The sequence below is a fragment of the Archangium lipolyticum genome, assembly GCF_024623785.1.
GTDB lineage: Bacteria > Myxococcota > Myxococcia > Myxococcales > Myxococcaceae > Archangium > Archangium lipolyticum.
The window spans coordinates 172,093-194,180 of the sequence record NZ_JANKBZ010000014.1 but is presented as its reverse complement, the minus strand read 5'-3'; the positions used below and the strand labels follow the sequence as shown (position 1 = coordinate 194,180).

At 66.9% G+C, this 22,088-nt stretch carries 19 protein-coding genes and 2 pseudogenes; 10 read left to right on the top strand and 11 right to left on the bottom strand.

Features of this window, described 5'->3' with window-relative positions; translation table 11 throughout:
* Nucleotides 1-247 precede the first annotated feature (247 nt).
* Nucleotides 248-862, bottom strand: coding sequence for a PH domain-containing protein (locus NR810_RS28235; RefSeq protein ID WP_257457200.1), 615 nt, complete (start codon nucleotides 860-862; stop codon nucleotides 248-250).
* A gap of 129 nt (nucleotides 863-991) precedes the next feature.
* Nucleotides 992-1,885, bottom strand: a complete 894-nt coding sequence (locus tag NR810_RS28230; protein WP_257457188.1) for a Vgb family protein — start codon at nucleotides 1,883-1,885, stop codon at nucleotides 992-994.
* 546 nt (nucleotides 1,886-2,431) lie between these two features.
* On the opposite strand from NR810_RS28230, the gene NR810_RS28225 reads away from it, so the two are divergent.
* A complete protein-coding gene (locus NR810_RS28225) occupies nucleotides 2,432-3,196 on the top strand; it encodes a GNAT family N-acetyltransferase (RefSeq protein WP_257457186.1) in 765 nt (254 codons plus the stop codon).
* Between the two features lie 89 nt (nucleotides 3,197-3,285).
* Nucleotides 3,286-5,508, top strand: a complete 2,223-nt coding sequence (locus tag NR810_RS28220) for an SH3 domain-containing protein (protein WP_257457184.1) — start codon at nucleotides 3,286-3,288, stop codon at nucleotides 5,506-5,508.
* A 237-nt stretch (nucleotides 5,509-5,745) separates the two neighbouring features.
* On the opposite strand, the gene NR810_RS28215 is transcribed toward NR810_RS28220, so the two are convergent.
* Nucleotides 5,746-6,774 (bottom strand): hypothetical protein, encoded by a 1,029-nt coding sequence (locus tag NR810_RS28215; RefSeq protein WP_257457182.1) that lies wholly within the window; start codon nucleotides 6,772-6,774, stop codon nucleotides 5,746-5,748.
* A gap of 229 nt (nucleotides 6,775-7,003) precedes the next feature.
* Between NR810_RS28215 and NR810_RS28210 the strand changes: the two genes are divergently transcribed.
* From NR810_RS28210 to NR810_RS28195, 4 genes and pseudogenes are all read left to right on the top strand, one after another.
* Nucleotides 7,004-7,426, top strand: coding sequence for a LysR substrate-binding domain-containing protein (locus tag NR810_RS28210; protein WP_257457181.1), 423 nt, complete (start codon nucleotides 7,004-7,006; stop codon nucleotides 7,424-7,426).
* Between the two features lie 240 nt (nucleotides 7,427-7,666).
* Nucleotides 7,667-8,710 carry a hypothetical protein gene (locus NR810_RS28205; protein WP_257457178.1) on the top strand — a complete coding sequence of 348 codons (1,044 nt, stop codon included), beginning with the start codon at nucleotides 7,667-7,669 and terminating at the stop codon, nucleotides 8,708-8,710.
* Nucleotides 8,711-8,720: 10 nt separating this feature from the next.
* Nucleotides 8,721-8,813: pseudogene (locus tag NR810_RS28200) on the top strand (hypothetical protein); the annotation flags it as partial.
* 8 nt (nucleotides 8,814-8,821) lie between these two features.
* Nucleotides 8,822-9,139 (top strand): annotated as a pseudogene (locus NR810_RS28195) (IS66 family transposase); the annotation flags it as partial.
* A 96-nt stretch (nucleotides 9,140-9,235) separates the two neighbouring features.
* Here the strand turns inward: NR810_RS28195 and NR810_RS28190 are convergent.
* Entirely contained in the window at nucleotides 9,236-9,448 is a 213-nt protein-coding gene (locus NR810_RS28190; protein WP_257457176.1) for a hypothetical protein, read from the bottom strand.
* Nucleotides 9,449-9,881: 433 nt separating this feature from the next.
* Between NR810_RS28190 and NR810_RS28185 the strand changes: the two genes are divergently transcribed.
* Nucleotides 9,882-10,685 carry a hypothetical protein gene (locus tag NR810_RS28185; protein WP_257457175.1) on the top strand — a complete coding sequence of 268 codons (804 nt, stop codon included), beginning with the start codon at nucleotides 9,882-9,884 and terminating at the stop codon, nucleotides 10,683-10,685.
* 21 nt (nucleotides 10,686-10,706) lie between these two features.
* On the opposite strand, the gene lanL is transcribed toward NR810_RS28185, so the two are convergent.
* The 7 genes from lanL to NR810_RS28150 form a co-directional block, all read right to left on the bottom strand.
* Complete coding sequence (lanL, locus tag NR810_RS28180; RefSeq protein ID WP_257457173.1) at nucleotides 10,707-13,289, bottom strand: class IV lanthionine synthetase LanL; 2,583 nt, start codon at nucleotides 13,287-13,289, stop codon at nucleotides 10,707-10,709.
* A gap of 227 nt (nucleotides 13,290-13,516) precedes the next feature.
* Nucleotides 13,517-14,041, bottom strand: coding sequence for a hypothetical protein (locus tag NR810_RS28175; RefSeq protein ID WP_257457163.1), 525 nt, complete (start codon nucleotides 14,039-14,041; stop codon nucleotides 13,517-13,519).
* Between the two features lie 206 nt (nucleotides 14,042-14,247).
* Complete coding sequence (locus NR810_RS28170; RefSeq protein WP_257457162.1) at nucleotides 14,248-15,270, bottom strand: deoxyhypusine synthase family protein; 1,023 nt, start codon at nucleotides 15,268-15,270, stop codon at nucleotides 14,248-14,250.
* A 175-nt stretch (nucleotides 15,271-15,445) separates the two neighbouring features.
* Complete coding sequence (locus NR810_RS28165) at nucleotides 15,446-16,273, bottom strand: class I SAM-dependent methyltransferase (RefSeq protein ID WP_257457152.1); 828 nt, start codon at nucleotides 16,271-16,273, stop codon at nucleotides 15,446-15,448.
* A gap of 191 nt (nucleotides 16,274-16,464) precedes the next feature.
* Nucleotides 16,465-17,001, bottom strand: coding sequence for a hypothetical protein (locus tag NR810_RS28160; RefSeq protein ID WP_071899384.1), 537 nt, complete (start codon nucleotides 16,999-17,001; stop codon nucleotides 16,465-16,467).
* Nucleotides 16,998-17,909, bottom strand: coding sequence for an alpha/beta hydrolase (locus tag NR810_RS28155; protein WP_257457145.1), 912 nt, complete (start codon nucleotides 17,907-17,909; stop codon nucleotides 16,998-17,000). Before NR810_RS28155 ends, NR810_RS28160 begins: the two co-directional genes overlap by 4 nt.
* Before the next feature lie 126 nt (nucleotides 17,910-18,035).
* Entirely contained in the window at nucleotides 18,036-19,217 is a 1,182-nt protein-coding gene (locus NR810_RS28150; protein WP_257457143.1) for a DUF418 domain-containing protein, read from the bottom strand.
* 81 nt (nucleotides 19,218-19,298) lie between these two features.
* On the opposite strand from NR810_RS28150, the gene NR810_RS28145 reads away from it, so the two are divergent.
* The 3 genes from NR810_RS28145 (at nucleotide 19,299) to NR810_RS28135 (ending at nucleotide 22,082) form a co-directional block, all read left to right on the top strand.
* A complete protein-coding gene (locus tag NR810_RS28145; protein ID WP_257457140.1) occupies nucleotides 19,299-19,997 on the top strand; it encodes a TetR/AcrR family transcriptional regulator in 699 nt (232 codons plus the stop codon).
* A 99-nt stretch (nucleotides 19,998-20,096) separates the two neighbouring features.
* Nucleotides 20,097-20,717 (top strand): GyrI-like domain-containing protein, encoded by a 621-nt coding sequence (locus NR810_RS28140; RefSeq protein ID WP_257457137.1) that lies wholly within the window; start codon nucleotides 20,097-20,099, stop codon nucleotides 20,715-20,717.
* 81 nt (nucleotides 20,718-20,798) lie between these two features.
* On the top strand, nucleotides 20,799-22,082 hold the full coding sequence (locus NR810_RS28135) for an SGNH/GDSL hydrolase family protein (protein WP_257457132.1): 1,284 nt from the start codon (nucleotides 20,799-20,801) through the stop codon (nucleotides 22,080-22,082).
* The last annotated feature ends 6 nt before the right edge of the window (nucleotides 22,083-22,088 follow it).

Below are 22,088 nucleotides of genomic sequence, written 5' to 3'. Positions count from 1 at the left end.
GCCCATTGGAGGCAAAAGTGGGCACCCTGCCCCCTGGCCGCAAGGACGCCTTCTGCGTATGGGGCCGGGAAGGGTTCACTGTCTGGCCTTCCTGCCTGCTCTGCCCGCTTGCCGACGGAAGTGGCCACCGGATGAGGCGGTTGCGGCGTTTCGCGACATGACGCGGGACGTCACGGTCTACCGGATGCTTGGCCGGCACGGGCTCGCATGGCAGGGGCGCCATGCGGCCCGGTGCTGGTTCACGGCGTCATGCCTTGATGTACCGCTCGAACACGAAGCCGAAGTCCTTCACCCAGTACTTCTGCTGAGCACCGGCGAGCCAGGCGAAGGCGGCCTGGTTGAGCTCCTTGAAGGACTCCACGATCGGCGCGGCGCCAGCCTGGCCGCGGCCGAGCGTGGTGGAGGCGACCTCGATGCTGGCCTTGGCGTGGCCGAGCGCCACCTCGTTCTCGTGCATCAGCTCGGAGATGCGGAACAAGGCCTTATAGAGGTCCTTCACCTGCTCGAGGTGCTTCTTGTGCACGTCGATCGAGAAGTCCCTCGTGCCGAGGCTGAACTTGATCTCCACGTCCATGTCGATATTGCCAGCGGTCTCGAGCAGCACATTCGAGACAGGATGGGAGCTGTAGTTGTAGCGGCGCAGCGTGCGCTTCTTGCTGGCGGCGCTGGTGCCGTCGAGGTGGACGAGCGCCTTGTTGGTGAAGCAGTACTCGTCGGACTTGGACTTGATCAGGAAGAAGATCTTCTCCTGGTCCTCGTGCATCACGTAATCGTCGGCGTCTACCTTGTTGTAGTCAGCCGGGGCGATGACCGAGCCGATGTCGCTGAGGCCGAGGGCGTCGGCGGCGATCTTTCCGAACATGCTCATTCTCCTGGGGTAGGTGCTGCGTCGGATGGTTGAGGGTGACCTCGCGGTCCCGCGCCAGCATAGGAGAAGAGGGCGTGGAAGGTCAGCAGGGGGCGGCGTTGTAGCGAAGTGCCAGGGCGCTGGTTACTTCAGGAAGAGGCGTCCGATACTGCCGCGCTCCTGCGCGAACCACAGCGCGCCATCGGGTCCAGCGGCGATGCCGTGCGGCTCCGAGTCGGGTGTCGGAAGCTCGAACTCGGAGTAGTCACCCGCCGGGGTGAGCCTTCCGATGTGGTTGTTGCCCCACTGCGTGAACCACAGTGCACCGTCGGGACCCGTGACGATCGCGTGTGGCCGCGAGCCGTCACGGATCGCGTACTCCGTCACCCTTCCGTCCAGTGAGATCCGGCCGATCCGGCCGGCTTGGATCTCGGCGAACCACAGCGCGCCGTCAGGGCCGGGGGCAATGCCCACCGGGCCGGCGCCCGTCGTAGGCAGCGGGTACTGGGAGAGCGTTCCCTCCAACGTGATCCGGCCGATGCTGTTGCCCTGGTTCTGGGTGAACCAGAGCGCCCCGTCGGCTCCCGGAGCAATCATGGAGGGGAAGGCGCCCGGTGTGGGAAGCGGATACTCGCGGACCTCGCCACCCGTGGTCATCCGGCCGATCTGGTTGGCGCCCAGCTCGGTAAACCAGAGTGCGCCATCCGGACCCGAGGCAATCCCGAACGGGCCCGCCCCGGGCGTGGGAAGCGGGTAGAGGACGACCTCGCCGCTCCTCGTGATCCGCCCCAACTGATTGCCCTGGCTCTGCGTGAACCAGAGCGCGCCGTCAGGCCCCGTCGTGATGACGGCCGGACGGCCGTCTCGAGCGGGCAGGGGGAAGACCTCGAACTCGCCACCCACCGAGATCCTACCGATCCTCCCCGCGGCGATCTCCGTGAACCACAACGCCCCGTCCGGCCCACTGGCGATGCTGTACGGTCCTGTCCCGGGCTCGGGGATGACGTACTCCTCGATACCGACGTTCAAGCGACTCATGTTCTCGACCTATCCCGGGACGCACCGCCAGGGAAGTGAATCAGGGGGAGCGGAATTCTTCCGGTACCCTCATGTCTTCCGGCGAACCCGAAGCCCCAGGGCCTTGGCTTGCCGCTCAATGCTACGAACTTCGTTCGGCCAGAGCTCACCGAGGTCCCACTCGCCCTCTCTGGCCTTTTTCAAGACAGAGGACGGAGGCATCTTCGCGGCCTCTCGTGAGATCTGTCTCAAGGCGAAGACTTCTTCAGGCGATGGATTCCGCGACCGCCACTCCACCACCAGGCGAGTCGGTGTCGCATCATAATCGCAGGAGCTGAACGCCGGAGTACTGATCGCATACACGTCCTTCCCACACTTCGAACATCGAAAATGTTCGACTCCGTTGGGCCGATCAACGAAGACGATGCCACCACCACATTCAGGACAATCCATCGGCGCACTTCTCCCAGCCCAAAAAACCTACCATGGTCCGGAATCCTCCCTCGAAATCGACGATCAGGCATGAACCACAACGACACGACATCCTCTGGAGACCCCTGGGTCCATATGGGCCTCCCGCGACACACCGTCCGTGATGCCTCGGGAGCCGCTGTCCTCGCCTACGCGCTCTCCTCGCGCGACGGGCAGCCTTGGGCGGACCTCGCGTGGCGCGCACCGGACGTGGACGCGGACCACTGTGCCGATGTGCTGCTCGGGCCGCTTCGTGGCTGGGCCCTCTCCACGGATGACGAAGCACTCGCCGTGGCACTCATCCGCCGGGGAGCACGGGTGGTGAGGCATGCGCATAGCTACTCTCGAGACCTGGGACTTTCTCCCGCCGTTTCCTCGTGGGCCTTCCCTGACGTGCCAGGGGGCTGCCGTCTGACCGCGGTCGACCGGAGCGCCGAGGAACTGGTGCCTCCATTGCTCGCGGCCTACCCACCCGGCCACCCGGACCACTCTGGGTGGACGCCGGAGGAGGCACGACACGAGGTGGCCCGGATGCTCGCCGGAGAGGTGCTCGGCCCGCTCCTGCCGTGCAGCGGCCTCGCTGTCGAGGGGGACATGGTTGTTGGGGTCTGCCTCGTCACCCTTCGTGAGGGGAGCCCTCCCCATGGAGGCCCGTGGGTGCTCGAGGTGTACCGGAATCCCGCGCCCAGGTATGCCGGCGTCGGTACCGCGCTGCTGCGCCGTGCCCTGTGGCTCTCGAATCGAGCGGAACCGCCGGTCCTGAGCCTCGTCGTGAGCGACAGCAATCCGGCGCGGCGGGTGTACGAGCGGCTCGGATTCCAACACGTGGGCTCCTCCCGGACACTCGAGTTGCCCACCTGACCCGCCTGAAGCACCGCGGAGCCGTTGGCGAGCTGCTCCACGAATGAGGCTATGCTCGGCGGCTGTCATGAGGGGGTGGGTGTACCGTGGTGAGTTCGGAACGTGAGGGCCGCACGGCCCTGTTGGTGGTGTGGCTCCTGGCGGCTTGCGCCTGTTCGGGAGGGTCCTGCTCCGGGGCGAAGGGGGACGCCGCCCAGAAGACCGGTGGGAGTGAAGCCGCGGAGCCAGCCGCTCTGTTGGCGACGCCGGGGGACGTCGGTGCCTGGCTCGAGGCGGCCCGGAAGGAGCTGGAGCAGCGGCCAGCCGACACGGCCGCGCAGGACATGTTCGAGCGGGCTTCCCTGGCGTCGGAGTTCCACCTCCTCGACGAGGAGCTGAAGAAGGGGCGCAAGGGAGCCGCCCCCCCGTTGGAGCTCGAGGGCTGCGCGGGGGCGGCGGCGCGGGATTGCATCGGCTCGCGCATCGGCCGCCATTTCGACAGCTCCTGGTATCGGGTGGAGCTGCGCGGCGATTCGTTCCTCCTGCTCTTCTTCCACGCTCGTCACAGGAACAACCAGGACAAGGCCACGGGCAACGAGCTGGTGGTGTTCCGGGGAAAGGTCAGGGAGAAGAAGGGCTCGCCGCTCCGGCTCGACGTGGTCTCCCGGACCGGGTCGAAGGTCTCCGACGCCATGGGCGAGGCCCTGGGCCGGCACGCGAACATTCCGGATCCGAAGGGCGAGGACACGCTCTGGGGCATCCGCTTCGAGCCTCTCACCCCGAAGGAGTTCGCCCTCGTGGACTCGCTCCCCGAGGAGTGGGTGGGACTCCTCCTCTCCAAGAACGGGGTCCTCTTGAGGTTCATCGAGGCACCGGGAGATCGCACGCGCTTCTTCATCGTGAGGGAGGCAAAGCTTCGCATGGCCTACCTGGCGTTCTCGGAGCGGGACGGCGGTTTGGTGCCCATCCCCTCCGTTTCGCGAAAGGGAAGCACCTACCATCTCGGGCGGTACCGGCTCCGCTGGAATCCCGAGGACATGGCCTATCTGGCCCACGAGAACGAGCAGGGAAGGGGAGCGCCCTACATCCCGGCGGAGGACGAGACCGATTACGTGGTCATGGAACCCTCTCCTTCCGAGGAAGGGTACGACGTCGATGAAGAGGGCTACGTCCCCGAGCTGGTACAACAGCAGTTGGCGTTCTGTGGGCCCGTTCGCTCCGCGACCCCACTGAAGCCCGACCTCTACGAGGTGCGCTGTGGCTGCGGCAGTCCCTGTTCCTATGTGACGTACGTGCAACCCGAGCAAGGGCGTACCTCGCCCAGCTTCTGGCTGCCCCTGGCCGCGGATGCCGAGCGGCTGCGCGTCGCCATCTCCACGCGAGGCCAGATGCCCATCCGGATCGTCGACATGTTCGACGGGAAGGAATGGATGACCATCCGCCGGCCCAGCGAGCCGACCGGGGAGCTGTTCGGCGTGGTGACGGCCTCGTTCGCCGGAGGCAAACTGCACCTGGAGTACCTCGACAAGCGCGGGGACACCATCGAGGAGGTCGTGGACCTGCCGGACCAGCCGCTTCCGGCGCGAGGCTCCGCGCCCGTCTTCATCCAGGGCTCGGAGGTGAACCTGCGCGACACCCCGGGCACGGAGGGGGAGGTGGTGCGGAAGGTCTCCATTGGTACGGAGTGTCAGCGCGTGAAGGACGCACCCGATGGCTGGGTGCGCCTGACGTGCGGTGACGTGGAGGGGTTCACGCTGCGGTCCCTCGTGAGCGAGGACAAGCCTGACTTCGACACGCTCCTGGCCCAAGCCCAGGCTCCGGAGGAGACCACGAAGGCACGGCTCGACGCGGCCCTCCGCGCGGCGGCGCTCGAGCCCCAGAACGAGCAGGCGTTGACTCTGCTCACCGACCTCTTCTTCGACGCCAACTTCGAGCAGCTCGAGAAGGACAGGGCGAAGGGCGGCCCCCACGAGTCCCTGGTCGTCACGCGCGAAACAACCCCCGAGGAGAGCAAGACGCAGGCAGCCGAGGCGGGGCTCTTCGCGGAGCTGGAGAAGGACGGGTACGACTGGCATCAACTCCGGCTGCGCAAGAGCGACTTCGTCAGCGCGATGTATCGCGAGGAGTCCCTCGTCGTGCGCACGGGGCGCGTCTCGGCCAGGAAACAGCGCTCCACCGAGGGGCGCGATGAGCTCGAGGTCACCATCGTGTCCCGAAGCAGCTCGCCGCTGTCGGACACGCTGAAGCTGGCCCTGCAACGGGGGGCGCGTTCCTCCGGAGCGAGCGAGGAGAAGGCCTCGAGCCCTCCGGAGGAAGCCGCCCCCACGCCATGAGCCTGCCCCACGTAACCGGGGCAAGCCCACTATCTCTACTCGGGCGAGGTGCTGGTGACGACCGCGGGCGGACAGGCCTACCTGTATGATCCATCCACGGACGCGTGGATGTCCGCGGGCGCGCTGTCGGCGCCGCTGCAGGGCCATGCCGCGACGATGCTGCACACGGGTGAGGGGCTGCGGCGCAGACATACGAAAACGCCACCTGCGACGAGCTGCCGCAGGTGGCGTTAATCCTTACGGGTGCGGCACCACCACGGAAGTCTTCACGCCGTTGATATCTCCCTTGACGTTGCCCGACCAGTCGGCGTAGGTGACGCCGCAACTCGTGCTACACGTCGTGGTCTCTCCCCAGTGGTTCGGACCGAACACGTTGTTGCGAAAGACGAGGCCTTCACCGTTCTCGATACCCACGTCGAATGCCCCGAGAGAGATGAAGTTGCCCTCGGCGACGTAGTTGCGCAACACCGTGCCACCGGTTCCCTGCGTGAACAGCACTGCGGTGATCGCCTGCCAGTAGTTGTCCACGGGTTGCCCGGTCCCGGCATTGAAGCCCGGCTCGAGACGGTTGTTCCGAATAGTGACCGGACCGCTACCGCCGTACGGGAACACACCACCCGTGTGAGCCTCCGATGGATCGGCCAGGTGAGCGATGTAGTTGTCGTGCAACCAGCTGTTCTCAATGGTGGTGTTCTCCCCGCAGAGACACATGCCACCACTGTTCGCCACGTCCACACGGTTCATGTTGATGTAGCAGTTCGGAGCGCATCCGTTCGTGGCGTGATCCGTGAGGGCGGCGTTGGTTCCGCCGAGCGGCACGGGTTCCGGACGAATGGTGGTGTCTATGATGTTGAGCGTGAGTCCACCGTTCGAGTTGTTGAGGATGCTCCGTTGGGTGGTACCTGCGGGAGGCGCAATGATCGAGTTCTTGATCGTCACCGTGCCCGAGCAGTTCGTTCCGAGGTAGATGAATCCGCGGATGTAGACGTGGTCGAGTACAACGGATCCGCAGGTATAGAGGTCGTATTCGCCGTTTGGTGGTGAGATCTCCGTGTAGCCGGCCGGCACCGGAAGATGGGCGTCGGTTTGGCTGTACGTTCCGACACCCGGCGCACCGACACTCCAACGATCAGGAAACGTGTTCCCGGAACTGGATGCTGTGGTCGTCGTGGTCGGCTGCGCGGTCGTCGTTGAAGTCGTTGCCGAGGCATCCCCCATGGTCGCCCCGCCGACAACCAGGAGCGCCCCCAAGGCGACGATTCCCATGGTCCGTTGTTTCCGCCTTCCATGCATCCATGCACGCTGGAACATCCTCGAGCCCCTTCCTTGTTTTCAGGTCTTGTCAAGGTAATGAGGATTATGATGTTTGTCACGTATCGGGAGCGTGACGGTGCCAAGCGCCGCGGTTCGAGACGACCGCGGCGTTTCGCTTTCGTACGCTCAGGCCGGCAAAATGCTACGCGTGGGCTGCAGGACCGCCTCCGAGAGCGCCGACATGCGCACGGGATCGGCGACCTACCTCGCCCGGCGACCCGCGCCGCGGACGATCGCGGAGCTCGACGAGCACGACCTCGTCAGGTTCCGGAACCCCCAGAGCGGACGGATCCAGCCCTGGCCCCACCGGACGGTGGTCGGCACGATCGGGGGGACCTACGAGCCACGGGCGCGGTTCGCGTTCGACGACGGCGACGCCGTCTGGGGTACGATGCTCGCGGGCGGCGGCATGGCATGCGTCCCGCTCTACCTCGCGGCCGCCTCGCTCCGGAGCGGCGCGGCAGTCGAGGTCCTCGCCGATTTCCGCGGCGCCGCCGCGAGCGTGGTCATGCTGCGCCGGGATCGCCGGCTGACGCCCGGTCGCCTCGCCACGCTGATGGCCTTCCTGAGCGCGCGCGCCCCGGACTTCTCCGATCTCCTCTGACTCGCATCGTCTTGACATGCCGACGACTCTGGCAGCGTGCGCGCGGTCGCTGTAGCCCTCGGGCGGGCAGGGCAGTGTTGCCCTCGTGGCAGGACCGTCCCTCACCCGCGACAGGCCCTCTATTCGCCCTATGCGTTGCGAGGTCCACTGGGCACCAGCACCTTCACCACTTTACAAATAGCACTCGCCCGGGAGCGGCTCCCCCGTTAAGAGAAGAGGCCTCTCAGACCAGAGCCGCGAATGACGATCGATCTCGAGAAGCTTGCCGCCGTTCCCAGCCCCACCTCACTCCGGAGCGCAGAGGTCGAGCGTGGGGTTGCCGATTCCATCGCCTACCTCGGCTCGGATGCCGCGTTGCACAGCATCGAGCGTGATCCGTACTGGCCCAAGTGGAACTCCCCGTGGTGGCACATGCTGCTGCTCCACGAGCTCGGCGAAGCACGCCAGATCCCCTCGCGCACCTCCGCGGCGATGGCCGCGAGGATCGATCGCCTCTTGCACCTCTTCCCGATCCACCCGAGCGATGCCCCGGGTGCAGACACGCAGCGCGACAGTGCCTGTCATTGCGCCCTCGGCACGATGTACCCGGTGCTCGCCGCGTGCGGCATCGACGTCGAGCGGACGCTGCCCTGGGTCAAACCCTGGTTCGTGCGGTACCAGATGGCCGATGGTGGCCTCAACTGCGACAACACCGCGTACCTCCAGACCGGCGAGTGCCCCAGCTCGATGGTCGGGACTGTCGCGACGCTCGAGGCCATGCTGCTCGGCGGAGCCGGATCGAGCGAGCAGCGCGCCTTTGCCACTCGCGCCGGTGGCTTCCTGATTGACCGTGCCCTCATTCACGGCTCGCGGACCGTGCACAACGCCGAGGAGCGCGGTGCGGCGGTGGCCTGGCGCGCGCTCACGTTCCCGCGCTTCTACTTCTACGACGTGCTGCGCGGACTGGCCGTCCTGGTGCGGTGGGCCGAAGCAACCGAGCAGCGGCTGCCGGAGGCCGCGGCCGCCACCGTCGTCAATGCCCTCGTCGAGCGCTGGCCCGACGGCGTCGTGCGCGTCGAGCGCCAGGCCCATGCCGGGAGGACCACCATCCTCCCGACGGCCGATCGCTCGCCCAGCCCGCGTGCGCAGGCCTCGACGTTCCCGCTGCTCGATGCGGTGAGCAGGCTGGGCGAGCCGTCCGAGGCGCTGACGCGGCAGTGGTCCGAGGCCCGCGCCGGCTTGCTCCGGCTCGCCCGCGCGGGGCGCCTCGAAGAGGCGGAGTTTCACTCCGGAGTTCAGGGCTGATGCGGTCCGACTGGTGCGTGAGGGCGGCAAGAGCTTGCCTCAGGTGGCCAAGGACCTGGACCTGACCGAGTCGGCCCTGCGCAACTGGGTACGCGAGGCCGAGGGTGGCAAGGGCACCGTCCAGGAGGCCAACCTGGACATAAGAAGCATGAGCGCGCGCTGCTGCCGCCCGAGGAGGTGCAGCACGTGGTGGAGTTGGTGCCCGGGGAGTGCAGGGGTTGCAAGCGACGGCTGTGGGGGCAGGATCGCGCGACCCGGCGGCATCAGGTGGTGGAGGTGCCGCCCCTGTCGGCCATCGTCACCGAGTATCGCTGTCATGCACTGCAATGCCCTGGCTGCGGGGTGGTGACGCGCGGGGAGGTGCCCGCGCACGCGCGCAGTGTCTTCGGTGACAGGCTCGCGGCGCTCGCCTCGTTGCTGGTGGGCAAGTCCGCCTCAATCCCTCTCAGGGCGGCGCCCGCTTCGTGGATTTATATCACGCCACGGTGATGCGTCCTGGGGACAGGGGCCCAGGACGGCGTCACGCTATGACGTTGTAAAACAGGTGAGCATGCAGCTGACCACCTCACAGGTTGGAGGCAGGGCCACCTGTGTGCTGTCAACGGCTTTGGGAATGCCTGCGGTACAGAGAACGTCGCCGGGATTCACCTGCAGCATCTGACGGAAGCTGGCATCGATCTCAGCGCGACTCAACAGCTCCTGCACCTTACCCCGGATGTCCTGGAGGGTATCGTTCATCTGGTTTTCCGTTATGACGACGTTGTTTGAGAGTTACTCTCAAGCTCATCTAAAAGAAGGTTTTCTTGAATGTCAAGGAAAACCATCTTGAATCAAACCCAGAACCGGCTGAGTGGAACGTCCTCGAGCGGTTCGCCCGTGGGAGATGAACACCCAGAGCTAGAAGCAACCTGGAGGTTCCGGATAGGCTGAGACCGGTCTCTATCATGTCCCCGCTGGAGCTTGTCCGATGAGTCGTGGAGCGGAGCCGCCTGGCTTGATGCCGCAAATGGTTCTGCAAGCATACAGACAGGGGCGGGGGCTGAGCTCGCGTCCCGCGCAGGCTGTCCTGCTGGGACGGTTTGAGCAGGAGGCTCGGCGCCAGGTCATCGTCCGGCTTTCAGCCGAGGATATCGAACGGTTCCGCCGAAGCGTCGCTCCTCGCGAGCGAGCGTTGCGCGCCTCACGCTCCGGTGAGAACGCCGCCGCCGAGCAGGCGATGCGGGAGGCTCGCTCCGAGCTGGGCTTGGAGCAGATGAGCATCGAAGCACGCCTGCTCATGACCTCGATCCATCAGGCCGCGGAGGCCTACCTCGATTACCGAGAGGGACGCTTCGAGCAATCACGGACCGCGTTGTTCAAGGCCTTGGATGCCACCCATGCACTTCAAGGGGCGCATGGCTATACGTTCCTCGAGCCCCGACGCATCCACCTCGTGCGCAACCTGCTCCACATGGAGGCCCGCCGGGGACGGCTGGATGAGGCGCTGAACCTGGGGGTGAATCTCCTCTCATACATCGAGGGCAATACCGCCTCCTGGCCGCTCCCGGAGTCGCAATGCACCGCCGCGGTCCCGCCCATGAGCGACGACATGCGGGCCGCGGCGTTCGACGATGTCATGGAGTCTCTGGCCGAGGTGCTTGCCCCCGAGACCCCCGAGACCCGGCGCAGGCTGGAGCGATTCACTCCCCATCTCCAACCCGGCGCGTCGGCGGCCTGCGCGCGCTTCGCCCGGCCGCACCAGTGGTTGCGGCTGCGGTGGCTGGCCGCCCAGGAGCGTGACGCGGAGTTCTTGTCGGAGGCTCATGGGTTCCTCGCGGAGGGACGGGGTTCGACGCCGTCGCTCTGGTTCGCCGTCGTCCTGGAGCTCTACCGGTTGAGCGAGCGTCTCGGCGCTGGTTTCTCCGTCCTGCGGGAAGAGCTTGTCCGCGACGCCCCTACCTTCCAGAACGTCCCCAAGGCCTTGCGGACGGACTAGGAAGCCGATGCAGGCGCCGAATCAACGCAAGAGAGACACGCGGTGGGCGGGCTCGGCGAGCCGGAGCAAACACGCCGCGACTCCCGCATAGCCCACCAGGTAGGACGGGCTGAAGGACTCCGGGTTCTCCGCGGGCCAGTAGAGCTGGCCCTCCTTCTCCACGGCGAAGGCCTCGAGGGCCTGGGCGAGCGCGTAGGCCCCATCCAGGTACTCCTGCTCCCGCGTGGCCTGGAACATGTCCAGCAGGAACTCGATATTCCCGGACAGGCCGTGGCACTGGACGGGATTGGTCCAGCGAGTCCCTCGCGCGACGGTCCTGGCGGCACGCGCGGCGAACCCGGCGGCTTCCGGCAGGATTTCCAGCCGGGAAGCATGCAGGAAGAACTTCCCAATCCCCGCCGCGCCATGGCACCAGAGTGCCGCGTGCGGTGGGCCCCCCTCCTGCTGGGGCCAGCACAAGCCGCTGCCGTCCTCCAGCGCCTCGGCCGCCTGCGAGACGAGCCAGCGGCCCGCTCCCCGGGCTGCCTCCAGGAAGCGCTTCTCCTGCGTGGCTTCGTAGAGCTCGAGCAGGGTGTCGGCAATCCCCGCCGCCCCGTGGGCATAGCCCGGCTGGATCTGGCCACTGAGCCCATCATAGCCCGGGGGAATCGCCCACTTGAGGAGTCCTTCCGGCTCCGAGCGCTGTGCTCCGTCGATGAGTGCGGCTCCGGCGGCGAGCGCGGCCTGGAGGTCCTCGGAGCTGTCGAGCTCCCGCCACAGCTCGAGGTGGAACCTCGCGCGCCCGGCCGTGCCGTTGAACAGGTCCGGTGAGGCAAAGGGAAGCGAGGCGATGAGCCGTGCCCGCTTCCGCGCCTCCCGCAGCAACCCCTCGTCCTCCAACACCCGTCCGGCGCGCAGCAGCGCCAGCCCCACTCCCGCCTCCCCCACATAGAGACCCGGGTGCGGCGGTCCTTCGGGTCTCGGAGCCTTCGCCAGCCAGCGCGCCGCCTCGGCGAGCGTGGCCCGCTGCCCTGGCTCGTCGAAAGCGGAGACCAGGGCTGACAGCGTGAGGAGAATGCCGGCGCTGCCCAGGTTGATGTCCAGGGAGGGCAGTCCTCCGCCCAGGAGGTGCCCATGGTTCCAGAAGAGGGCGCCCTGGGAGGGGACTCGCTGCGCCACATGGACGAGCGTGTCGCCCAGACGCCGTGCTTGCATGCGGTAGAGGTCCACCGGCGGAGCCACACCGGCCAGGGGCTCCAGACCAGGGACCTGGATTGAGGGCGGGGAGGCGTCCAGCTCCGAGAGCGCGGCGATGACCTCCCGCATCGAGTCGGGCCGGTGCTCCGGCGTCAAGCACCGCGCGATGAAGGCCGCGAGCCGAGGGGACAGCAATGGGTTGAGCAGGGAGAGGGGCCGGGAGAGCAACGAGCCCTCCGGGGCGAGCGAGGGCTCCGCGCTCGTGGCGGCGAAGTAGAGCAGCGCGCCCAGGGCGTAGACGTCATCCGCGACGGTGGAGGCCTGTCCGGAGAACTGCTCCCGTGTCATGTAACCGCGGGTTCCCTTGCCAGCGTCCGTGACGCGTGGCGCGCTGGCGCCGTGCGCCAGCTCCAGGTCGATCAGGCGAAGCTTCCCGCTGGAAGTGATGATGACATTGGGGGCCTTGACATCTCCATGGACGAGTCCCCGCTCATGCAGGCTCGCCAGGGCTTCGGCGAGCTGGCGCCCCCAGGACAGGAGCTGAGCCTCGGTCGCGAAACAGCCTCGTGCCGAGAGCTTGCGGACATGGACCTCGAGCGTCTCGCCTTCGATGTCCTCCATGGACAGATAGGCGAAGGTCTCGTCCTCGACGTACTGGTACGGGGCCGGAAACCAGGGCGACGGGGCCAGCAGGGTGAGCACTTCCAGTTCGTGCCGCAGGCGTCGGCTGCCCGCCGCATCATCGCCCGCGGAGCGCGTCACCTGCTTGAGCACGCACTTGCGCATCTCCTTCAAATCGATCGCCAGCAGGACCGTGCTCCGGTGGGTGCGGTGAAGGACGGCCACGGGCGCATAACGCTCCGCGAGCACCGTCGCGGCCTCGGGCAACTGAGCTGCCACCCCCGCTGCGATGAACGGGTCCTTCGCCCACGCAGGCACCCGGTAGACCGGCTCTCGGCGATCCGGGACGAGCTGGCCATCTGGCGCCTCGAGCAAGGTCATCACCTGGCCCAGCGGCGTCTGCATGTGACGGCTGCTGAAGCTGCCGTAGCGATAGAAGACGCAGCTGCCGGGCCGCAGTGGCCGATCCGAGGCAATGGATGGGGCGGACAGACCACGGGTGGCCTCGTCGAGCCGGGAGGCCAGGTGGACCGCGTGCGCGTCATCCCGCGGGTAGACCGTCAGGAACTTGCCGACCTGGCTCCGCCCACCATGGCCCTCGTTGAGAGCGCCCAGCACCTGCGGTGAGGCGGCCACCTTGAAGGACACCCGCTCGGCCAACAACACCGGCAAGGCCTGGCTCAGGATGCGCTCCGCGGACAGCAGACCCGCCGAGAGATGCAGCTTCCAACCCTGCTGCGGCACCGGAGCCTCGTTGGGCAGGACCCGGATCCACTCCTTGGAAGGTTGGACTCGCCAGGCGCTCATGGCCCCCCCCTGCAAGGCACAGGCTTCTGAGATCAGCGCGAGGAATGAATCCGAAGGCACTTCCATCACCTCTCAACGCGCGTCCATCGTTTTCCGGCTCGGGCTGTATAAGAACCCCCTCCATCACCGTCGTGCAAGCTCGACGCCACCCGTCAGCGGCCCTCCTCGGCCCCTCTGCACCAGCCCGCCCCCTCCACAGGCCTTCTCTTCGCCCTATGCGTCGGCGGTCAGTCCTCGTCGAAGCTCAGCTCGCAGTCGCGGGTGCCCTCGCCGGTGATGATGCCGCTGAAGAGCTTCTGAAAGAGTTCCTCTCCGTTGAAGCTCACCGAGAGCTGGGTCTTCTCGCCGGAGATGGTGACGCCCTCTCCGGTCTGAATCTTCCCTCCGAGGGCGACCACGTCCCCGGAGATGGTGGCGCTCTTTCCGAGGACGACGTCTCCTCCGAGGGACGTCACGTCTCCCGACACCTGGGCGCCGGGTTCGATGGTCACCTTGCCCCGGATGGACACCACGTTGTTGACCGTGGCGCCGGCGCGGACCTTCACGTTGCCATCGATGGCGATCGCGTCCCGGGCCTTCGTTCCGCTCTCGACGACCAGGTTCTTGCCCTGGGCGACGAGGTCCCCCTTCTTCGCGTGGATGGTGCAGGTGCCGGCCTTGTCCGTCTTCTTGGCGTCGTCCTCCGCGAGGGCGGCGGCGGGCGTGGCGAGCAGGGAGAGGGCGGCGAGGACAGACAGGAGGGACCTGGGCATGAAAACGACTCCGGGAGAGAGGCCGCTTGGGGCGGCGCATCCGGTCCTACGAAGGGTCGCCGGAACGATTGCGGAGCGCCCCGGCGAAGGGCAAGGCGCGCCGCGCGGGGCAGCGGAACGCCTCGCCGCGATCTGGCCCGGAGACATCGTCCTGGTCGCCGCAGGCGACCCCCGTCAGAGAGCGCCGTTCGAAGATATGGCTGCGGCTAACCACCGTGTCGAGCGATGAGTGCCTCCGCCTCGGCGGGGTGGAGTTTGCACTCGAGGAGCGCGCGGAGCACGAGCGGCGCGACGATCGTCGCATCGGACTCGATGACGAACATCGGCGTCGTCTCCGTGAGCTTGTCCCACGTGATCTTCTCGTTGGGAGTCGCTCCGGAGTACGAACCGTACGAGGTCGTCGAATCGCTGATCTGACAGAAGTACGCCCACGGCTTCACGGGCTGGGCGAGGTCATACTTGATCGACGGCACGACACAGATGGGGAAGTCACCGGCGATGCCGCCACCGATCTGGAAGAACCCGATGCCAGCGCCCGTCGAGAGTTCCTGGTAACGGTCGTAGAAGTCCGCCATGTACTCGATGCCGGACTTCACGATGCTGGCGTTGCACTCACCCGTCTTGACGTACGAGGCGAAGATGTTCCCGAAGGTGGAGTCCTCGTAGCCCGGCACGACGATGGGCAGTCGTGCACGCGCCGCCGCGAGGAGCCAGCAGGCCTCGGGGTCTCCCTCGTACGCCCCAGGCTCGATGGCCTGGATCACCTCGTAGAAGTACTCGTGCCAGAAGCGCCGCTCACCGTTCGCTGTCGCCCGCTGCCACATGGGCACGACAATCTTCTCAACCGCTCGGAACGCCTCGTCTTCGGGAATGCTGGTGTCGGTGACCCGGCGCATCCGGTCGGCGAGGATCTTCGTATCGTCCCCCTTGGTGAAGTACCGATAATCGGGGAAGTCCTTGTAGCTGTGATGCGCGACGAGCCGGAAGAGCGACTCCTCGAGGTTGGCCCCCGTGACCGAGAGGCCGTGGATCAAGCCAGCGCGAATGGCGGGAGCGAGCGTGATCCCCAACTGGGCAGACGACATCGCACCGGCGACGGCCCAGAACATCCGCCCGCCTGCTGAAATGTGGCGCCAGTACGCGAGGAGCGCGTCGCGCGTGGCGCGTGCGTTGAAGTTCTTGTAGTTGCTCAGAACGAAATCGAGAACGGGGAGCCTGGCATCGGACACGGTCTGCCTCCAGAGGCGGGGTCAAGACTCGGGTGACGCCAATCATTCAAACGCCATCCGAGGACGCCCTACGGCAACGACGTTCAGTCGCGCCGCCATCGGAGCGTCGAATGGCTGAGCGGGTAGGTAGCACGAACGGGTGGAACCGTGTCAATACCCGTCGCGTAGGACAAGGTCAGTGACGGCGCTTCGTCGCCTGCAGTGTGTAGCTGAGCGGGAGGCGCCAGGGGTCCTTGTCCAGGCGCCATTCGCCATCGGGCGAGCAGCTCATCTGGCCGGGCAACGCCTCCCAAGGAACGCTGTCGTGCTCCACCAGTGCGGTGATGTCCAGGCCATGGGTCAGGAGCGCGGTCACGAGCTCGCCCAGGCCATGGTTCCACTCGTGGGTGACCGTCGCTGTCAGTGAGCCCTCAGTCTCCACATAGGTGCTGTCGCTGTCCCAGACGGTGGGTTCCTTGCGTTCGAAGTAGGGATACTCGATGACCAGTGCATCGCGATGCTTCTCGTTCACCGCCCACAGAATCGGGTGACCTTCCCGGATGAACAGCCGTCCGCCCGGCTTCAGCAGCTCGGAGATCGTCCGGGCCCATCGGTCGATGCTGGGCAACCAGCACAGCGCACCGATCCCGGTGTAGACCAGGTCGAACGAACCAGGGGAAAGCACCTGGGCTGCGTCGTACACATCCGCCTCGACGAAATCCACCTGGGCGCCAGAGCGCTGAGCAAGCAAGCGCGCTTGCGCGATCGACCCGGGTGAGAAATCGAGTCCCGTCATGCGAGCGCCCAATCGCGACAGGGAGAGGGTGTCCGTCCCGATATGGCATTGCAGGTGCACACCACGCGCGTCGGCGATGTTCCCCAGGCGCGGAAGATCGAAACGCACGACAGGGGAAAGATGCTGCGGGTCCGTGATGAAGGAGGCGGTGTCGTACCCCTTCGACGCCGCATGCAGCGCAGCGCGCTCGTCCCAGTTGGCCTTGTTCAGTGTGATGTAGTCACTCATGGCGAGTGGAGTGTCCACGAAGCTCTTGGAATAAGCGAATCCTATGAAGAGGAGTGGGCGCGCCTGTTGGGGCTCTCCGAGGAGAGCGCCCCGAGGAGGCCAGCCATGTGATGAGGACCTGGCGGACGTCGTGGGGGGCGGGCCCCCCAAGCGTGATTACGCCTCTGCTCATCACCTGACTCGAGCGCGGGCTAGATGCGAGGCTTCGGGCCACCGAAGCGGACGCCCAGCTCGAGCCCCACCATCCCCAGCAGGTCTCTGACGTTGGCCTCCCCGATGACTCCCACGTAGAAGCGATCGAAGAGCGTCGCGCCCACCGCGGCCTGAGCGCCCAGACTGAAGCCCTCCCCGAACATCAGGGGCACGCCGATGCGCGCGTAGACGGGCCCGGCGTCGAGCCGGGCGGCGGGCGTCACCGCGAGCCGGAAGTCCGGAAACCCCCACGCGTCCTTCACGGGCACCATCGCCGACAGGCCGAGCTCGGCGGCGAAGAGTCGTGACAGACGGTAGGAGGGAGCGACGTCCGCGACGACCCAACCCCCGTCCCGAAGCGTGTGCGTCCTGATGGCGCTCACTCCGCTGAGACCGATGAGCGGCCGGGCGCTGAGCCCCAGCCTGAGAGCGAAGGCGTCCTCGGCTGGAGCGTGGGCCTCTCCTCCGCCTGATTGGGCCAGCACTCGCGGCGCTCCCAACAGCACGAGCATGCAGATGAAGTGGCGCATCGTCATAGCCTCTCCCCGAACCACTTCCAGATGAGCTCATCCGACTCGGCCCGGTGGGTGGCATCGATGTCGTGGCCCGCGCCTTCGAGGTACTCGACGTGGACCTCCTGTCCGAGCAATCGAGCCGATACCGCGAAGGCTCGCTGCACCTCGGGGAGGACGAGGGTGTCCGCCGTCCCCTGGAGAATCAGCAGCGGCACCCTGGGCCCGTGCCCCATGTAGGTGAGGTTGCTGACGTCAGCGAAGACCTCGGGCGCATCCCTCACCTTCGCTCCATCCGGCAGCGCGAGGAACCGGGTGACGTAGGGTTTGATCCACCAGTCCGTCGTCTCATAGACGGACGCGGGGTCACCGGCGCCGCACATGGACACCACGGCCTTCACCTCGAGGTTCTCGCTGTAGGGGCAATAGTCCGGCTCGAAGCGTGCTTCGTTCCGGGCGTACGCCGACATCATCGCGAGGTGCCCGCCAGCGGACCCGCCGAGCACCCCCACTCGGGCCGTATCCACTTTGTACGTGGCGGCATTCGCGGCGAGCCACCGGAGCGCACACCGCACGTCCTGCAGTTGCGCCGGCCAGGGGTGGAGGGCCTTGCCGTGTCCATCATCGAGGTTCGCGAGCCGATAATTGATGGTCACCCCGACGAAGCCCCGCCGGCTCGCTTCCTGGACTCGCTCTGCGTTTTCGTCCAGATCTCCGATGACCCATCCGCCACCATGGATGAAGACGACCGCGGGAAAGGGGCCCGGCCCCTCTGGCACTGCGATATCGAGTGTCAGCGGATGCACCCCACCGGGCTCACTCGGGCTGGGCACCTCCGCGTACGTGACCTCGCCTTCCGCGCCACCCGTGAGCACATCGCATCCCGTGATGGCCAGCAGCAAGGCCACGGGTAACAACCACCTCGTCTTCATGACTTCCTCCTCGGTATCCATCACGCTTCTCCGGGTACTTGGGTCACCCGGAGGGAACATAGGAGAACGACGGGAGGATAGGGCCCCAACATGCCGTCCGCTCGAGAGTTCGGGAAAGTTCAGGATTCACTCGCCGGGCTGCCCGACGTGTGCCACACGCGGGCGGAGCGAGAAGTCCCCGCGCGCGAGTCCTCGCCAGAGCGCCTCGAGCGGCCCGCGCCCGAAGTACCTCGACCAGAGGCTGGCAAGCAGCACCTGCAGCGCCCAAAAGACGAACGCGGCGAGCAGGAGCGTTGAGCGGCTCCACGTCCCGAAGGCGCCAAGGCCGTGCCCTCCGAAGACCAGCGTTCCGACGACCGACTGCATCAGGTAGGCGGTGAACGCGACCCTGCCGAGGGAAGCGATGGCACGCGTGGGCGCGGCACGCGCGAAGCGCCGAGCCAGCCCGACCACCGTGCACCCGATCGCGATGGCCAGAGGCACCGCCCCCACCTCGTGCAGCACCTGCGCGAACACCCAGGCACGTGGTGAAAACCCCCCGGCAATCTGCACTGCCAGGCCCGCCGAGGTGGACGCAAGGCCGAGCACCCAGAGCAGCAGCACGGCCCGCGGCGACGCGAAGTGCCCCTCGAACATCCCTCGCTGAAGGCCAGCCATGCCGAGCAGCATGCACCCCGCCGCCCTCCAGCCCGTCTCGTAGATGAGCGCGGAGGTCTGGCCCTCGAAGGCCAGCTTTGCCCGGACGGGTAGCTGCGTCATCCAGTCGCCCCTGAAGGCCGTGAGCTCCCCCGCGACCGAGCGTGCATCGAGGTACTCGAGGAGCGCGCCGAGCAGGGAGGGCGGGAGGTGATCGAACGCGAGGGCGGTCACCAGCGCGATCGCTGGCCCGACCGAAACCAGCGCGAGGCCGAGGCGCAGCTGCCGCCCGGGGGGCCATGCCCGCGCGCCGACGACGAGCATGCCGACGACACCGTAGGTGAACAGGATGTCGCCGTACCAGACGCCGTAGGCATGCAACAGCCCGAAGACGATCAGCCACGCGAGCCGACGGCGCGGGCACGTGTCGTCGCCCCCGAGCACGAGCGACGCGCCGAAGAGCATGGCGAACAGGTTGAGGAACTTGCAGTCGAAGAGGAGGCGACCGAACGACCAGGCGAGACCGTCGACGCCGTCGAGCGCTCCGAACACGGTGGGATTCAGATAGGCCGCGACGGGCATCGCGAATGACTGGATGTTCATCACGAGGATGCCGAGCAGGCAGAAGCCCCGCAGGGCATCGAGTGTGGTGAGGCGGGCACGTTGGCTCATGCGATGAGATTATGAAAGAATGCTCGCATTCAAGACTCGCGGCGGGCTCGCGTTCGAGGGGCCGTGTGCGGGAAGGCGACGATGCGCGCAAAGATCGAAAGTTCCAGGCAGAATGGTGCTCGAAAGCAACCCTCGCAGGCTCGCAGCAAGGCGCTGGTCGACGCGCTGATTCAAACGACAGCTCGCATTTTGCTCCGCGACGGCTGGCAGGCGCTGACCACCAACCGGATCGCGCGCGCCGCGGGGGTGAGCGTGGGCAGCCTGTACCAGTACTTCCCGAACAAGGAGGCGCTGCTGCTCGCGCTGGTCGAGCGGATCGCCGACGAGATGACGGCGCACTTGATCGAGGTGGGCACGTCGCTTCACGACGCGTCGGTCGACGAGGGGATCGCGAAGCTCGTGCGTGTCGCGCTCGACGTCTCACGGCGCGACGCGCCGCTCTACCGGGCCGTGCTCGTCGAGCTGCCTCGCCAGGGCACACTCGAGCTCTTCGATCGCGTCAACCGCCGACTCGCCGACGCGCTGGCCGAATGGCTGGCGGCGCGACGCGACGAGCTGGACGTCGTCGACCCGTCACTGACGGCGCACATCCTGGTGACCTCGCTCGACGCGCTCACCGACCACACGCTGCTCTTCCGCCCGGAGCTGCTCGACAGCCCGCGCTTCGAGCGTGAGCTCCGCGCGCTGGTGGCCGGCTACCTCGGCGTACGTCGCCCATCGCCCGTCCAGCAGTGCCCGCCCCGCGAACGCCCCCGGCGTCGCCGCACACGCACGACCTGACGCCAAGGCGATCCGCGCCTCCTCGTGGCGCGGTGGCTACACGGTGTGGCGGGCCATGGGCTCCTCTCCGTCCTATACTTTTTCGCCGAGGAGACCGCGATGGACAAGTACGACATCAAGAAGGCGCACCGGGAGCTGTACGCACCGCCGTCGAAGGAGTTCACCGTCGTGGAGGTACCCGAGCTCCGGTACCTCGCGGTCGACGGCCGAGGCGATCCGAACACCTCCGCGGCGTACGCGAACGCGGTCGAAGCCCTCTACGGGGTGGCGTACGCGCTGAAGTTCGCCAGCAAGAGCACGCTGGGCCGCGACTTCGTGGTCGGTCCGTTGGAGGGGCTCTGGCGCGCGGACGACCCCAGCGTATTCGTGACGCGCCACAAGGAGGGCTGGGAGTGGACCATGATGATCAGCCAGCCGGACTGGCTCACCGAGGAGATGGTCGAGGCCGCCATCGACGCTGTCGCGAGGAAGCGAGGCGAGAACGCCGCGCTCGGGAAGCTCCGGCTGTTCAGTCTCGCCGAAGGAACCTGCGTCCAGATCCTGCACATCGGCTCATACGACGATGAGACCCCCACCCTGGAGCGCCTTCACCACCGCTATCTTCCCGACAACGGCCTCGCCTTCAACGGCGACCATCACGAGATCTACCTCAGCGACGCGCGTCGAACCGCACCCGCCAGGCTCAAGACGATCCTGCGACAGCCCGTCAAGGCCGCATAGCGAAGTAGCTCACGCATCGGACCCAGCACACCGAGCAGCGGCTATAACGATGCCACCCGCTCTCGGGGAGGAGAACCCTTCATGAGAAACACCACCACGAAAGACACCCCGCCCCGCCTCTGGCCGGAGGCGGTGACCCGCCGGCGCTTCTTCGGCTTCGTGGCCGCCGCGTGCCTCGCCGCCGGCCTGAGCGCCTGCGACGATGCGCAGCGGTTGCAGGCCACATGGACGGCCGCGCCGCAGGACTACAACGAGCCCATTCCTGTGCCGGGGGTGCCGCCGCCGGAGCCGCAATCGTTCCAGGACCAATCGATACGACATGTGATGCGGGTATCGGCCGGCGGGGACAAGGTCCGAGTGAGGGTGTCGAACCTCTTCGGCACCGCTCCGGTCACCCTCGGCGGCGTGCACATCGCCCGCAGCACCGGCGGCGCATCCATCAATGCCACGACGGACACCGTCCTCCGCTTCAATGGTCAGGAGTCCGTGACGGTCCCCGCCGGCCAGGAGGCCTGGAGTGACGAGGCGCGCTTCTCGCTCCTGTCCCAGACGGACGTGGCAGTCACCGTATACGTGCCCCAGACAACGCCCGTGGAGACCCTGCACGCGCAGGGTCAGCAGACCATCTCGGTCGCGGCCGGAAACGCCCTCGGCAGCGCGACCTTCACCCCAACGGAGACACGGCAGTCGTATTACTGGGTAACTGGCATCGACGTGCGCAACGACGATGCCCGCGGAGTCATCGTCGCCTTTGGGGATTCCATCACCGACGGCGCGGGGTCGACCGTGGATGCGGCCAACCGCTACCCCGACTTCCTCGCGCGCCGCGTCGCGGCCGACCCGGCGCTGGAAGGGTTCAGCGTGGTCAACCAGGGCATTGGGGGCAACCGGGTGCTCAACGACGTCATCGGGACCAGGGGGGTGGAACGCTTCCAGCGTGACGTGCTGGGCACGACGGGGGTCACCCACGCCATCATCCTGATCGGCATCAACGACATCGGCTTCGGAGCCTTCGCGCCGACGCAGGTGGTGACGGCCGACGAAATCATCGCTGGCCTCCAGACGATGGTGGATCAGGCGAAGGCCCGCAACGTCGCGGTGTTCCTGGGCACCCTGCTCCCGTTCAAGGGCACCGCCGCGCCGTATTATAGCGAGGAGACCGAGGCCAAACGGCAGGCGGTGAATGCCTGGATTCGCGCCAACACCGCACAGGTCAAGGGCATCATCGACTTCGATGCGGCCACGCGCGACCCGGCCGACCCACTCCTGCTGCGCCCGGAGTACGACAGCGGCGACCACTTGCACCCCAACGGTGCCGGCTACGAGGCGATGGCCAATGCCATCGACCTGGCCTTGTTCCGGTAGGGGAGT